12 protein-coding genes are annotated in these 14,040 nt (G+C 60.5%); 6 read left to right on the top strand and 6 right to left on the bottom strand.

The window, feature by feature from the left end; genetic code table 11:
• The first annotated feature begins 26 nt into the window (after positions 1–26).
• The 6 genes from lon to cmoB all read left to right on the top strand — a co-directional run bounded on the left by lon (position 27) and on the right by cmoB (position 6,047).
• Positions 27–2,456, top strand: coding sequence for an endopeptidase La (gene lon / locus V6L81_RS08275; protein WP_095038565.1), 2,430 nt, complete (start codon positions 27–29; stop codon positions 2,454–2,456).
• Positions 2,457–2,666: 210 nt separating this feature from the next.
• The gene (locus V6L81_RS08270) at positions 2,667–3,161 is read left to right on the top strand and encodes a hypothetical protein (RefSeq protein WP_095001438.1); all 495 of its coding nucleotides are present in this window, start codon (positions 2,667–2,669) and stop codon (positions 3,159–3,161) included.
• 75 nt (positions 3,162–3,236) lie between these two features.
• A complete protein-coding gene (locus tag V6L81_RS08265; protein ID WP_088379088.1) occupies positions 3,237–3,629 on the top strand; it encodes a protease inhibitor I42 family protein in 393 nt (130 codons plus the stop codon).
• Between the two features lies 1 nt (position 3,630).
• Entirely contained in the window at positions 3,631–4,266 is a 636-nt protein-coding gene (locus tag V6L81_RS08260) for a lysoplasmalogenase (protein ID WP_338660608.1), read from the top strand.
• A gap of 84 nt (positions 4,267–4,350) precedes the next feature.
• Positions 4,351–5,094 (top strand): carboxy-S-adenosyl-L-methionine synthase CmoA, encoded by a 744-nt coding sequence (gene cmoA, locus V6L81_RS08255; RefSeq protein ID WP_095018350.1) that lies wholly within the window; start codon positions 4,351–4,353, stop codon positions 5,092–5,094.
• On the top strand, positions 5,091–6,047 hold the full coding sequence (gene cmoB / locus V6L81_RS08250; RefSeq protein WP_095018349.1) for a tRNA 5-methoxyuridine(34)/uridine 5-oxyacetic acid(34) synthase CmoB: 957 nt from the start codon (positions 5,091–5,093) through the stop codon (positions 6,045–6,047). Before cmoA ends, cmoB begins: the two co-directional genes overlap by 4 nt.
• Before the next feature lie 30 nt (positions 6,048–6,077).
• Here the strand turns inward: cmoB and tadA are convergent, their stop codons facing one another.
• The 6 genes from tadA to treC form a co-directional block, all read right to left on the bottom strand.
• Entirely contained in the window at positions 6,078–6,566 is a 489-nt protein-coding gene (gene tadA / locus V6L81_RS08245; protein WP_095001442.1) for a tRNA adenosine(34) deaminase TadA, read from the bottom strand.
• On the bottom strand, positions 6,566–7,942 hold the full coding sequence (locus tag V6L81_RS08240; protein WP_095001443.1) for a multicopper oxidase family protein: 1,377 nt from the start codon (positions 7,940–7,942) through the stop codon (positions 6,566–6,568). The genes tadA and V6L81_RS08240 overlap by 1 nt, the downstream gene beginning before the upstream one ends.
• Positions 7,943–8,175: 233 nt before the next feature.
• Positions 8,176–8,451 carry a PTS transporter subunit EIIB gene (locus tag V6L81_RS08235; protein ID WP_095001444.1) on the bottom strand — a complete coding sequence of 92 codons (276 nt, stop codon included), beginning with the start codon at positions 8,449–8,451 and terminating at the stop codon, positions 8,176–8,178.
• A 2-nt stretch (positions 8,452–8,453) separates the two neighbouring features.
• The gene (gene ptsP, locus V6L81_RS08230; RefSeq protein ID WP_338660607.1) at positions 8,454–10,979 is read right to left on the bottom strand and encodes a phosphoenolpyruvate--protein phosphotransferase; all 2,526 of its coding nucleotides are present in this window, start codon (positions 10,977–10,979) and stop codon (positions 8,454–8,456) included.
• A 59-nt stretch (positions 10,980–11,038) separates the two neighbouring features.
• Positions 11,039–12,262: a carbohydrate porin gene (locus V6L81_RS08225; RefSeq protein WP_338660606.1), complete on the bottom strand. Its 1,224-nt coding sequence runs from the start codon at positions 12,260–12,262 to the stop codon at positions 11,039–11,041.
• A 38-nt stretch (positions 12,263–12,300) separates the two neighbouring features.
• Positions 12,301–13,944 (bottom strand): alpha,alpha-phosphotrehalase, encoded by a 1,644-nt coding sequence (treC, locus tag V6L81_RS08220; RefSeq protein ID WP_169917158.1) that lies wholly within the window; start codon positions 13,942–13,944, stop codon positions 12,301–12,303.
• Between the last annotated feature and the right edge of the window lie 96 nt (positions 13,945–14,040).

Here is a 14,040-nt window from a genome sequence, read left to right as displayed (position 1 = left end):
TCCATACCCAATTGCGCAGGTGCCCCATGAGCGACCAGCAAGAGTTTCCGGACAACACCACTGAGTACACCGATGTAGAACACACTGAATCCGAACACCATCCACATTCTGGAGGGACTGAATTGGCATTGCCGGAGCAGAATCTGCCGGACAAGGTTTACATCATTCCGATTCACAATCGGCCGTTCTTCCCGGCACAAGTGCTGCCGGTCATCGTCAATGAAGAACCCTGGGCCGAGACCCTGGAACTGGTCAGCAAATCCCCCCATCACTCCCTGGCGCTGTTTTTTGTCGACACGCCCCCTGATGACCCTCGCCACTTCGACACCAAAAGCCTGCCGGAATACGGCACCCTGGTGAAGGTGCATCACGCCAGCCGCGAAAACGGCAAGTTGCAGTTTGTGGCCCAGGGCCTGAGCCGCGTGCGTATCAGCATGTGGCTCAAGCATCACCGTCCGCCGTATCTGGTTGAGGTCGAGTACCCGCAGCAGCCCAAGGAGCCCACCGACGAGGTGAAGGCCTACGGCATGGCGCTGATCAATGCGATCAAGGAGCTGCTGCCGCTCAACCCGCTGTACAGCGAAGAGCTGAAAAACTACCTCAATCGTTTTAGCCCGAATGATCCGTCGCCGCTGACCGATTTCGCAGCGGCCCTGACGTCTGCCACCGGCAACGAGCTGCAACAGGTGCTCGATTGCGTGCCGATGCTCAAACGCATGGAAAAAGTGCTGCCCATGCTGCGCAAGGAGGTCGAGGTAGCGCGGCTGCAAAAAGAGATTTCAGCCGAAGTTAACCTTAAGATCGGCGAACATCAGCGCGAATTCTTCCTCAAGGAACAGCTCAAGGTCATCCAGCAGGAGCTCGGGCTGACCAAGGATGATCGCAGCGCCGATATCGAACAGTTCAAGCAGCGCCTTGAAGGCAAGACCCTGCCGGCCCAGGCGCAAAAGCGCATTGATGACGAGATCAACAAACTGTCGATCCTGGAAACCGGGTCGCCGGAATACGCCGTGACCCGTAACTACCTGGACTGGGCGTCGTCGGTGCCCTGGGGCGTGCTGGGTGAAGACAAACTCGACCTCAAGCACGCCCGCAAGGTGCTCGACGCCCATCATGCCGGCCTTGATGACATCAAGGATCGCATCCTCGAATTCCTCGCCGTCGGAGCCTACAAAGGCTCGGTCAGCGGTTCGATCGTACTGCTGGTCGGCCCCCCGGGCGTGGGCAAAACCAGTATCGGCAAGTCGATCGCCGAGTCCCTGGGCCGCCCGTTCTACCGTTTCAGCGTCGGCGGCATGCGCGACGAGGCCGAGATCAAGGGCCATCGCCGCACCTACATTGGCGCCCAGCCGGGCAAACTGGTGCAGGCACTGAAAGATGTTGAAGTAATGAACCCGGTGATCATGCTCGACGAAATCGACAAGATGGGCCAGAGCTTCCAGGGCGACCCCGCTTCGGCGTTGCTGGAAACCCTCGACCCGGAACAGAACGTCGACTTCCTCGACCATTACCTCGACCTGCGCCTCGATCTGTCCAAAGTGCTGTTTGTATGTACCGCCAACACCCTGGACTCGATCCCCGGCCCGTTGCTCGATCGTATGGAAGTGATTCGCCTCTCGGGTTACATCACGGAAGAGAAAGTCGCGATCGCCAAGCGTCACCTATGGCCAAAACAGCTCGAAAAAGCTGGCGTGGCCAAAGACAAACTGAGCATCAGCGACAGCGCCCTGCGCGCGGTGATTGACGGTTATGCCCGCGAAGCCGGGGTGCGCCAGCTGGAAAAACAACTGGGCAAACTGGTACGCAAGGCCGTGGTCAAGCTGCTGGCAGACCGCAAAGCCGTGATCAAGATCGGCCCCAAAGACCTTGAAGCTTCACTGGGCATGCCGGTGTTCCGTAACGAACAGGTCATCAGCGGTACCGGGGTGATTACCGGCCTGGCCTGGACCAGCATGGGCGGAGCGACGCTGCCGATCGAGGCAACACGCATTCACACCCTCAATCGCGGCTTCAAGCTGACCGGGCAACTGGGTGAAGTGATGAAAGAGTCGGCTGAAATCGCCTACAGCTACATCAGCTCAAACCTGAAGCAATTTGGCGGCGATCCGAAGTTCTTCGATGAAGCTTTTGTCCACCTGCATGTGCCTGAAGGGGCCACGCCCAAAGATGGCCCTAGCGCAGGCGTGACCATGGCCAGTGCCCTGCTGTCGCTGGCTCGCAATCAGCCGCCGAAAAAAGGCATCGCCATGACCGGCGAATTGACCCTGACCGGGCATGTGTTGCCGATTGGCGGCGTGCGCGAAAAAGTAATTGCGGCGCGCAGGCAAAAAATCAACGAACTGATTCTGCCCGAACCGAACCGCGGGCATTTCGAAGAGCTGCCCGATTATCTGAAGGAAGGCATCACCGTACACTTTGCCAAGCGCTTTACCGATGTGGCCAAGGTGCTGTTTTAAAACTGTTTGTAGGCCCTGACTTGCCTGCGATTGCCTCACTGCGGCTAATCAGGCAAGTCGGGCTTAAAGCAACACAGTTCGAATATTGGATCCAAAATTCCACACAAGTCGCGTACTAGACACGTCTACTGTCATTTATGACAGTAGACGGTTGTTCATTTCCCATCCTTAATAGAGCTAATTCCCACAAAAATAATGCAGGAAAAGAATATGGCACTTCATCATCCTGTATATGAGAACCCGGATGTCCTGAGGCTCAAGGAGTCAGGACAAAAAATCTTCAACCCCAGAACCCGGGGAGAACTCAAGGCCGAACTGCTGGATCGTCCCGCGTTTACCGCGCAGGAAATGACCTTTGCCAGCAGCCAGAAAAAAATCGTCATTACCGGTGAGTTCGATGACTTTGGCTCAACCGCTTATCGCGCGGTTGCGTTCACCCTGGATATCAATATCCAGTCGGGTATCTACCGGTTCCAAAAAGACGAACACGGCCCCATCCTGTCCATGTCCTACATCGAGTGCGTTGAAATCGATGGCCGCCAGGTGTATCACTTGAATCAGGCCGATGTCGGCACCCTGCACCTGAGCGTGGTCGAAAGTTGCTACAGCGCCCGGCTGTTCACCATGGAAGGCCTGGACCACAACAGCAACAGCATGGAGATGTGCGGCGAATTCAGCATCAGCCCGCCCCACGCCTCTTTCTGATCGGCAGGCGACGAATGGCGCAGCTCCCTTCATGGGTTATGCTGCGCCCTTGTGTTTGCCTGACCGGAGCCTTCAATGCCCCCTGTACGCCTTATCCCCCTGCTTGGCCTCAGCCTGCTGACGGCCTGTGCCCAACAGCCTGCACACAACGTTACGCTCGAAGATCAAAGCGACTGCCCCCAGCAACTGCATGTGGGCCAGCAACTGATCCTGTCGTTGCCGAGCAACCCCACCACCGGCTACCGCTGGGCTATCCAGGACTCCGCAGGCGGCGTGCTGCGCAGCCTCGGCCCGGAGGTCTACACCAGCAGCGATAATGGCCAGTTGCTGGGCAGCGGTGGTCAATCGACATGGCGCTTTCAGGTATTTGCCCCTGGCAGCGGGCGCCTGCGCCTGACCTCTCAGCAACCGTGGGAACCCGAAGCCGAACCCGCGCAGGTGTTCGACTGCCCGATTACGGTGAACTGATATGGCGTGGCTGATCCTTGCGATCATGGGAGCTGTCACCTACCTCTATGGCGTCAGCACGCACGCCATGGTGCTGTGCCTGCTGACCAAGCCCGTACCTCTACTGGCATTGCTCGGCTGGCTGCACAGCGGGCCTGTCAGCCCCTATCGACACTGGATCAGCATAGGCCTGGGGTTTTCCCTGCTGGGCGACATTCTGCTGGCCTGGCCACAGGACCTGTTTGTATTTGGCCTTGGGGCGTTTTTGTTTGCCCACCTGGCCTATCTCAAGGCCTACCTGGTGGACTGCCGCCGCGCAGCCGTGCCGGCCTTGATCCTGGCACTGCTTGCCGGTGGCAGCTTGTTGAGTGTCATGGCCAGCCAGGGCCTGGGCGATTTGCTGGTGCCCGTGGGCGTCTACGCCCTGGCCATCAGCGCCATGCTCTGGCGCGCCCTCGCCCGCCTCGGCAGCGGCGTACCGAAACACTCGGCCTGGCTGGCAGCCGCCGGGGCGCTGGCGTTTGTGGTCTCGGACAGCCTGATCGGCATCGATCGCTTTGTGCAACCGTTCAGCGCCGCGCCCTACCTGATCATCCTCAGTTACTGGCTGGGCCAGTGGGGCATTGCCGCCTCGGTGTTTTCCCAGGGCAAACGCTGAACGCTTTATCAGACAGACCGCGCATCCCGGCGCCAACTTGGCTAAAATGCCGCCCCTTTTGAAAATTCCACCGCCGGAACCGCCGTGAGCAAAGAACCCGACCGTATTTTCGCCCAGCCCCTGACCCAGGTGCCGGACTTCGCCTTCAACGAAGACGTTGTGCGGGTGTTCCCGGACATGATCAAACGCTCGGTGCCCGGCTACCCGACCATTGTCGAGAACCTTGGCGTGCTCGCCGCCCAGTTCGCCCGGCCCGACAGCGTACTGTACGACCTGGGTTGCTCACTGGGCGCCGTCACCCAGGCCCTGCGCCGCCATGTGCGCACTGAAGGCTGCAAGGTGATTGCGGTGGACAATTCGGCGGCAATGGTCGAGCGCTGCCGCGAGTACCTCAATGGGCAGAACTCGATGTTTCAGGAGCTGCTGCCGGTCGAGGTCATCGAAGGCGATATCCTGGCCCTGGCGTTCGAGCCGGCTTCGGTGGTGGCGCTGAACTTCACCCTGCAATTCATCGCTCCAGAAGAGCGCCTGGCGCTGCTGGGCCGTATCCGCCAGTCGCTGCTGCCTGGCGGTGCCCTGATCCTTTCTGAAAAGCTGCGTTTCAGCGACCCCGAAGAGCACGGGCTGCTGACTGATCTGCATGTGGCGTTCAAGCGCGCCAACGGCTACAGCGATCTGGAGATCGCACAAAAGCGCAGCGCCATCGAAAACGTCATGAAGCCCGACAGCCTCGAAGAACACCGCGAACGCCTGCTGGCGGCCGGGTTCTCGAAAGTCGTGCCGTGGTTCCAGTGTCTTAACTTTGCCTCGTTGATTGCCTTGCCATGATTGATCTGTCCCCACTTGCCCGGCGTCTGGCCGGCACTCCATTGGCTGAATGGGCCAACACCCTGCAAGCCCAGCTCGACGTCAAGATGGAGAAAGGCCACGGCGACCTGGAGCGCTGGCAAAGCGCGCTGGATGCCTTGCCCGACGTCAAGCCGAGCGAAATCGACCTGTTGAACGGCCTGACCCTGGACACCGACTGCGACGACGCCACCCGTGCACAGATGCGCGAAGCCCTGATGGGCCTGTCACCGTGGCGCAAAGGCCCGTTCGACCTGTTTGGCGTTCACGTCGATACCGAGTGGCACTCGGACTGGAAATGGTCGCGGGTCGCGCCGCATGTCGACCTCAAGGGCAAGCGCATCCTCGATGTGGGCTGCGGCAACGGCTACTACATGTGGCGCATGCTCGGCGCAGGCGCCCACAGCGTAATCGGCGTCGACCCCAACTGGCTGTTCTTCTGCCAGTTCCAGGCCGTGCAACGCTTTTTGCAGCAGGAAGCGGCGTGGCACCTGCCGTTTCCTTTCGAAGACCTGCCGCCGAACCTGGAAGGTTTCGACACTGTATTTTCCATGGGTGTGTTCTACCACCGCCGTTCGCCCATCGAGCATTTGCTGGCATTGAAAGACTGCCTGGTCAAAGGCGGCGAACTGGTGCTGGAAACCCTGGTGATCGAAGGTGACGTGAACCAGGTGCTGGTGCCGGAAGACCGCTACGCGCAGATGCGAAACGTGTGGTTTCTGCCCTCGATCCCGGCGCTGGAGCGCTGGTTGCGCCGTGCCGGTTTCAGCGATGTGCGCTGCGTCGACGTGAGCGTCACCACCGTTGAAGAACAACGTGCCACCGAGTGGATGAAGTACCAGTCGTTGAGCGACTACCTGGACCCGAACGACCACAGCAAAACCATCGAAGGCCTGCCGGCGCCAATGCGGGCGGTGATTATGGCCAGGAAGTAACACACGCCCTTCACCCCTGTGGGAGCGGGCTCAGCGAGCCCTTCTGGCCTTGAAGAACTCGCTGAGGATCGCCCCGCACTCTTCAGCCAATACCCCGCCTTCATACAGCACCCGGTGATTCAAAAAGCCCTGGGTAAAAAACTGCCCCTGGCTTTGCACAATCCCGGCCTTGGGCTCCAGCGCGCCATACACCACCCGTGCCACCCGGGCGTGCACGATCAGCCCCGCACACATGCTGCATGGCTCCAGCGTCACGTACAGCGTGCTGCCCGGCAGCCGGTAGTTGCTGACAGCCGTCGCTGCATCACGGATGGCCATCATTTCGGCATGAGCACTGGGGTCGCTGCCGCTGATCGGGCAATTAAAGCCACGGCCGATGACTTCACCGTCCTGCACCAGCACCGCACCCACCGGCACTTCACCCAGCGCTGCGCCTTGAGCGGCCAGCGCCAGCGCTTCGCGCATAAAGTCTTGATCGCGGCTGCGGTCGATAATCAGGGGTTGACGCCCTTGTCGCATCAGGAAACCTCAATAGCGGCCATCAGGCCGGTTTCCATGTGATCAATCACATGGCAGTGGAACATCCACACGCCAGGATTATCCGCCACCAGCGCCACGCGGGCACGTTCGTTTTTGCCCAGCAGATAGGTGTCAGTGAAATACGGAATGATTTTTTTGCGATTGGAGGCCAGCACCTTGAAACTCATGCCATGCAAATGGATGGGGTGCTGGTACTGGGTCATGTTCTTCAATTCAAAGATATAGCTCTGACCCAGCTTGAGTTTGGCAATCGGTCGGTCAGCGCAGGTCTTGTCCTTGATATCCCAGGCCACACCGTTGATCTGCCAAAGGCTCGGAGGCTGATCCGGGCCCAGGTTCTCGGACATCGAACCGACCCACTCAAAGTTGAAGTTGATCTTCTCGGCATTGGCCACGTCGGGCTCGGCAATCGGGTTGGCGGGCAACGCCGGTGGCCACTCGCCCGGTGCATCGGTGCTGGCGACCGAACGCAAAGTGCCCAGCCGTACCGGGCCGTCACGCAACGACAGTTCTTCACCGGCGGGCGGGGCCTTGATTGCCAGGCAAATACGCATGCCCGGGCCCAGCCAGTAATCCTTGCCCAACGGCCTTGGCTCGATGGGGTTGCCATCCAGCGCGTAGATCATCGCTTCCACGCCGGGGATATTCAGGCGATAGGTCAGGGTGTTGTCGAGGTTGAGAATACGCACACGGGTGATCTGCCCTGCAGGCAGGTCGATGGTCGGCACATGGCTGCCATTGATGGTCGACAGGCGCCCCGCCGTACCGCCACGGGCCGCTTCGCGGGTGATGCTGAACGGCAGGAAGCCGCCCTCTTCATCGACGTGCCAGTTCTTGATGCTCAGGGTGCGCTCGTGCTTGAAGCCGGTAGGCTCGCGCTCTTCGACGATCAGCGGGCCGACCAGGCCACGACCCAGCTCTTCGCTGCTGTTGACGTGGGGGTGATACCAGTAGCTGCCGGCATCGGGCACGCGGAACTTGTAGTCGAAGTATTCTCCGGGCAATACCGGTAGTTGCGAGACGTAGGGGACGCCGTCCATTTCCAGGGGCAGGCGGATACCGTGCCAATGGATGGTGGTTGCGACTGGCAGATGGTTGATAAAGCGCACCCGCAGCCACTCACCCTGACGCACGCGCAGCTCGGTACCTGGAGCCGATGGACCGAACGCCCAGGCCTGGGTGATATGGCCGGGCACCAGCTCGACGTCCAGTGGCGCGCTGATCAGTTCGTAATCGTGGCCGGCGTTCTCGGCAGCCACCTTGCCCAGCCAGTAACGCGAAGCGCCTCCTGCGCCAACACCCACCACTACCAGGCCGGCCAGACCACCGAGTATTTGTCGACGGGTAAAGGACATGGATTCAACTACCTCTCGTATCCGGCGCGGGCGTTGGGCCCGCAAAAGGCGAATACGATACACCTGCAATTGCGAAACAGTAAGGGCGGGGTGGCGAAGGGTCACAGCTGGCAGGCAAACACAGCCTGTGGGAGCGGGCTTGCTCGCGAACGGATCGCTGCGGTGTTGCAGCTACATCGCAGCGCTGTCATCGCGAGCAAGCCCGTTCCCACCTAAGGGCCGCAGGACTGGGTTTACAACCCCACCACCAGATGCACCACCCCACCCGGCAGGCTCAGGATCCCGGGCACACCCGCCACACGCAGGGCTTGCGGATCCAGGCGGGTGATATCGGCCAGCTCAACACGGATCCGGGTCAAGGCCACCCGCTGCTCGGTCTTGATATTGCCGCTCCCGCCCAGCGCAGCCAGCACCGTTTTATCCAGTGTCGACACCGGTTTAGCGGGCTCATCCACCACCAGATCGGGTGTCAGGGCCTTCCAGAATGCTTTAAGCGCTTTATCGAACATGTTCAGGACTCCAACTCGGTCATGGGTTGCACCAATGGCTGCAATGCAGCCCGCACCTGCCCGGCACTCTCCAGGCCCAGCACACGCTGCGCCAGGGCCTGGCACGCGACGAAATCCAGCTCTCGAACCCGCGCCTTGATACTCGGGATCAACGGCACGCTCACTGACAACTCATCGACACCCAGCCCCAGCAGCAATGGTACCGCCAGCGTCTCGGAGGCCAGTGCGCCGCACACCCCGACCCATTTGCCGTGGGCATGGGCGGCCTTGACAGTGGTGGCGATCAGGCGCAGCACCGCCGGGTGCAAGCTGTCGGCCTGGCTGGCCAGACGCGGATGGTCCCGGTCCATCGCCAGGGTGTACTGGGTCAGGTCATTGGTACCAATGGAGAAAAAATCCACCTCGGGGGCAAACAGATCCGCCATCAACGCTGCTGCCGGCACTTCGATCATGATGCCCAGTTTTGGCAGGGTCTTGATCCCCAGCGCCAGCGCCTGCTCCTCGAGCAACTGGCGGGCCATGCGCAACTCGGACAGCTGCGTGACCATCGGCAACATAATGTGCAGACGGGTCAGGTCGGCACTGGCCAGAATCGCGCTGAACTGCTCACGCAACAGGTGTGGACGCTCAAGGCACAAGCGGATTCCGCGCATGCCCAAAAATGGATTGGCCTCGTGTGCCATCGGTACATAGGCCAGTGGTTTGTCGCCGCCCACATCCAGCGTGCGCACCACCAGATTGTGCCCGGTACCCACGACACCGGCGATGGCGCTGTAAGTGGCAACCTGCTCGGCATGGCTGGGGGGGCTGCTGCGTTCCAGATAAAGGAACTCGGAGCGCAGTAAGCCGACCCCTTCTGCCCCCAGGCTCACCGCTTGCTCTGCCTCGGCCAGGGACGCGATATTGGCGCTGACTTCGATACGTACCCCGTCACGGGTACTGGCTGGCTGTGCCGCCTGCTGCAAATCCTGCTGCTGACGCTGGTGCTGAAGGGCACGCTGGAGGGTGAGCTGGCGGATCCGCTGCGGATCCGGCTCCAGGTGCAGCTGCCCCTGATCCGCATCGAGCAACACCTCGGTTCCGTTAGCCAGCGCCAGCACCTGTGGCGACATACCGCAAAGTGCCGGCAAGCCCAGCGCCCGGGCCAGAATCGCCACATGACTGCTGGCACCGCCACCGACCGTGGCAAAGCCTGCAACCTTGCGGGTATCCAGGGTTGCGGTCTGCGACGGGGTCAGTTGCTCGGCAATCAGGATGGCCAGATCCGGCAACTCCAGTGCGCAGTCCTGAACCCCGAGTATCAGTTTGAGTACGCGCTGGCCGACATCGTCCAGATCCAGCGCGCGCTCGGCCAGCAAGCGATTGCCCAGGCCTTTGAACAGGGTCGCGGTTTGGTGTGTGGCACTCTGCCAGGCGAATGCTGCGCTCTTGCCCTGCTCGATCAGCCCGAAAGCCTGCTCCAGCAAACCGGGGTCTTCCAGCAGCTCCTGGTGAGCGTTGAAAATCTCGGCCTGAGCCTTGCCCTGTGTGGTGTCGCACAGCGTTTGCAACTGCGCGGTGGCTCCTGCCAGGGCCTGTTGCAACTGCTCGCGCTCGTGGCGCTGGTCGGTTGCCAGTTCGCTGATCTGCAACACGCTTTCTGTCAGTTGCACAACATGACCGAAGGCCGAACCCGGTGACGCACAGACCCCGCGCAATTCGTTGCTGGCCACAGGCTCCGGCACTGCTACTGGCTGCGCTTCGGGCGCCACAGCCACGACCGATTCGCCGCAACCCTCAGCCAGCAGTTCACTCAGCACCTTGAGCGCTTGCTCGGCATCTGAGCCGCAGGCACTGAGGTAAACGCTGTCGCCGCAAACCGTCTGCAGGGCCATGATCGCTACCAGCGACTTGGCATTGGCGCTCTCACCCTGTTTGTGCAAATGAAGGGTTGCCGCAAAGCCTTTCGCCGCCTGGGCGAGCACCGCTGCAGGACGGGCGTGCAAGCCGTTGGGGTTGGGCAGACGCTGCGGCTGGGAACGCTGGGTATCGCCGGCTTGCACCTCGGCCACTGTCTCGGCCTGCCCCAGTTGCAGACGCAGCAGCGGCTGGCCCGTTTCGACCAGAACGCCACCTGGTGACGGGGCCACAAAAGGTTCGCCGCTGACCACCAGCATCAGCGTCAACAGGCTGCGGGCATGCAGGGCGATGTAGTCTGCATCGAACTCGATCAGCGCCTGCCCCGCTGTCACCTGCTGGCCCTCCTCGACCAGCGCCGTAAAGCCTTTGCCGCCCAGGTTGACGGTATCCAGACCAATATGCAGCAACACCTGCACGCCATTGGCATGGGTGATGCTGATGGCGTGGCCGGTGTGTTGCAAGTTACTGATCACCCCGGCCAGCGGCGCACAAAGCACCTGCGACGTCGGATCGATACACAGGCCGTCGCCTATCAGGCGACTGGCAAACACCGGGTCGGGCACGTTATCCAGCGCCATCAGCACACCGGACAGCGGTGCCAGCAATTCCACTTGTTGGGATGTGACCATAACTTCACCTGCAGTTGATTCGGTTAAATGCCGATGGAGCGCGAGCCCCGACAGCTCGCTTACTTCCACCAGTACTCGACTTGCAAACCTGCGTTGGAACCGTGACGGGCCGAACCGAATGCACCGCTGTCGGAGAGCGCCGAGCCTGCATCAAACTCATTGGCGGCGCGCTGTGCCGCAGCGTTCCAGCTGGCATAGGTGTAATACAAACGCACTTCCGGGCGCGTCCAGAAACCTGGGCCCTTGGGTGACCAGGTGGGCGCGAAAGTGAACTTGCTCAACTTGCGCGTACCGTCCGCGGCCTTGACCTGATCGTGCCCCAGCTCGGTGACCAGCTTGAACTGCTCACTGATCGCGTAAGTCGGGCGCACGCCCAAAGACAGCCACTCCTGATTGCCGCCGTCGGGGCGAAAATCCTTCTGGTACACCGCCTCCACCTGCCCGCCGAAACGCGGCGTCACTTGCCAGTCGAAAAACTCGACAATGCGATAACGCTTGCTGCTGTTATCCAGGCGAAAGTCGCCGGTATAGCCCAGGCCGGTGCCCGAGCCTTCGCCGTACTGCACGGCAAACTTGTTCTTGCCCCCCAGAAACTCGCTCTGCACATGCTGCGCGGTAATGGCCCAGCCACTGTGGGCGTCAGTGCGCTCGGGCTTGTCCAGATAACTGAGGCCCAACTCCAGCTCACCGCCGGGGTTGGTGTTGAAACCGGCCACGTTGAAGTCGTGGCGAGTCACATAGTTTTCCTGGTACAGGTTGTCTTTGCGCGACAGGGCGTAGCTGTATTTCAAGCCACCGATCAGTACATCCTCGATACCGGCACCGGTGGCGCTCTGGTTCCAGTAGTAGAAGTCGGAAATATGGATGTCGTTACGCTTGTAGTAACGGCGCCCGGCCCACAGTGAGCCGCCGTTGAGACCCGACAGGTTCGACCACTGCGCGTACAGTTGCGGCAGACGCGCCGAACCGTTGTCGCCCTGGAAAGTCAGCTGGCGGTCGTACTGGTTGTACAGCGAGGCCATGCCATCGACGCTCAGTACCGAGCCATCGTCAAAGCTGTACACGTCCTGGCGCAGTTCCAGCTCGGCGTATTGTTCGCACTCGTTGCCCAGCCGGTACTTGGCCTCGGCACCGGGCAGCTTGAAGCAGGATTGCTTGCCGCCATTGAGCGAGTTGCCCACGCCACTGCGCAAATACCCGGCGAACTCCAGGGCGCTGGCCGACAACGGTGCCAGCAGGCACAGGCTGGCGATACAGATGCTGTAGTTGAGTGAAGATTTCATGGAACGACCTTTTTTATTGTTATGGGTAAAACCGGTAATCACTGCAGATGCAGGGCAAATGACTCATACGGACGCAGTGAAATCCGACTGCTGCGCACCGGGCAGTCGTCGTAGTTGCTGATCAGCAGCCGCTGGCTCATACCCGCGTCAACCACTCCTTCAGGCAGTTCGATATCGCAGGGTGTGCCATAGAAGTTGTTGATCACCAGCAGACTCTCGCCATCGCCCTGACGCACATAGACCCATACCTGCTTATGCTCGGGCAACAACAGACGGTATACACCGTGTTGCAGCAAGGGCTCTGCGCGGCGCAAGGCAATCAATTCGCGGTAGTGATGCAGCACCGAAGCCGAGTCATTGCGCTGGTCTTCAACGTTGATAAACGCCGCGTTGGCGGGGATGCCAATCCACGGTTCGACACTGCTGAAACCGGCATTGGCCTGATGATCCCATTGCATTGGCGTGCGGCCGTTGTCCCGTGACTTTTGCTTGATCGCAGCCATGCATTCGTCGTGAGGCACCCCGGCTTCGCGCTTGAGGCGATAGATATTCAGGGTTTCGACATCGCGATACTGCTCGATATGCTCGAACCCGGGGTTGGTCATGCCGATTTCTTCACCCTGATACACATAGGGTGTGCCTTGCAAAAAATGCAGCGCCGTGGCGAGCATTTTGGCCGAGACCACGCGGTGTTCACCGTCATCGCCAAAACGCGAAACCACACGCGGCTGGTCATGGTTACACCAGAACAGCGCGTTCCAGCCGCCACCGGCCTGCATACCAACCTGCCACTCCGAAAGAATGCCCTTGAGCTGCAGGAAATCGAAATCAGCCCGCACCCACTTCTGCATGTTCGGGTAATCGACTTTCAGGTGATGAAAATTGAAGGTCATCGACAGCTCCTGGCTGTCAGGGCGCGAGTAGCGGATGCAGTGCTCAAGGCTGGTGGACGACATCTCGCCGACGCTGACCAGATCGTGGCCGGCAAACACTTCGCGGTGCATCTCCTGCAGGTACTCATGCACGTTGGGGCCATCGGTATAGAAACGGCGGCCGTCGCTGTCGTCCTGGGGGAAATGCGCCGGTTTCGAGATCAGGTTGATCACATCCAGGCGAAAGCCACCCACGCCCTTGTCCCGCCAGAAGCACATCAGCTTGTAGACCTCGGCGCGTACCTTGGGGTTGTCCCAATTGAGGTCGGCCTGAGTGTGGTCAAACAGGTGCAGATAGTACTGGCCGGTTTGCGCCTCGTATTCCCAGGCCGAGCCGCCGAATTTGGACTCCCAGTTGTTTGGCTGGTCGCGCCAGATATAGAAGTCGCGATACGGGTTGTCGAGGCTGCTGCGCGCCTGCTGGAACCACTCGTGTTCGATGGACGTGTGATTGACCACGATATCAAGCATCAGCTTGAGGCCACGGGCACCGGCTTCGCGGATCAGCAGTTCGCAATCGGCCATGCTGCCGTAACTCGGGTCTATGGCGTAGTAATCGCTGATGTCATAGCCGTTGTCGCGCTGGGGCGAGCGCAGGAACGGCGTCAGCCACAGGTAATCGACGCCCAGCCACTGCAGGTAATCGAGCTTGTCGACCACCCCCCGCAAGTCACCGGTCGCGTTGCCCGCGTGGCTGCAAAAGCTTTTTGGGTAGATCTGATAGATCACTGAACGCTGCCAGTCTTGCATGGGGTGTTCCTTGCTTGGACGTTGTAGCCGCTGGTGCAGGCTGCGATAAGGGCCGCTGGACCGTCTATCAAGACGGGCAGCTTCGCAGCCCATCGC

Origin of the sequence: Pseudomonas bubulae (assembly GCF_037023725.1) — a bacterium.
GTDB lineage: Bacteria > Pseudomonadota > Gammaproteobacteria > Pseudomonadales > Pseudomonadaceae > Aquipseudomonas > Aquipseudomonas bubulae.
This window is presented reverse-complemented; position numbering and strand designations above follow the sequence as displayed.

Excerpts from the sequence above, each read along its gene's own strand:
- V6L81_RS08270 (WP_095001438.1), top strand. The coding sequence starts at position 2,667 with ATGGCACTTCATCATCCTGTATATGAGAACCCGGATGTCCTGAGGCTC.
- V6L81_RS08225 (WP_338660606.1), bottom strand. The coding sequence starts at position 12,262 with ATGAAATCTTCACTCAACTACAGCATCTGTATCGCCAGCCTGTGCCTG.
- tadA (WP_095001442.1), bottom strand. The coding sequence starts at position 6,566 with ATGCGACAAGGGCGTCAACCCCTGATTATCGACCGCAGCCGCGATCAA.
- V6L81_RS08265 (WP_088379088.1), top strand. The coding sequence starts at position 3,237 with ATGCCCCCTGTACGCCTTATCCCCCTGCTTGGCCTCAGCCTGCTGACG.
- lon (WP_095038565.1), top strand. The coding sequence starts at position 27 with ATGAGCGACCAGCAAGAGTTTCCGGACAACACCACTGAGTACACCGAT.
- V6L81_RS08260 (WP_338660608.1), top strand. The coding sequence starts at position 3,631 with ATGGCGTGGCTGATCCTTGCGATCATGGGAGCTGTCACCTACCTCTAT.
- cmoB (WP_095018349.1), top strand. The coding sequence starts at position 5,091 with ATGATTGATCTGTCCCCACTTGCCCGGCGTCTGGCCGGCACTCCATTG.
- V6L81_RS08235 (WP_095001444.1), bottom strand. The coding sequence starts at position 8,451 with ATGTTCGATAAAGCGCTTAAAGCATTCTGGAAGGCCCTGACACCCGAT.
- V6L81_RS08240 (WP_095001443.1), bottom strand. The coding sequence starts at position 7,942 with ATGTCCTTTACCCGTCGACAAATACTCGGTGGTCTGGCCGGCCTGGTA.
- ptsP (WP_338660607.1), bottom strand. The coding sequence starts at position 10,979 with ATGGTCACATCCCAACAAGTGGAATTGCTGGCACCGCTGTCCGGTGTG.
- treC (WP_169917158.1), bottom strand. The coding sequence starts at position 13,944 with ATGCAAGACTGGCAGCGTTCAGTGATCTATCAGATCTACCCAAAAAGC.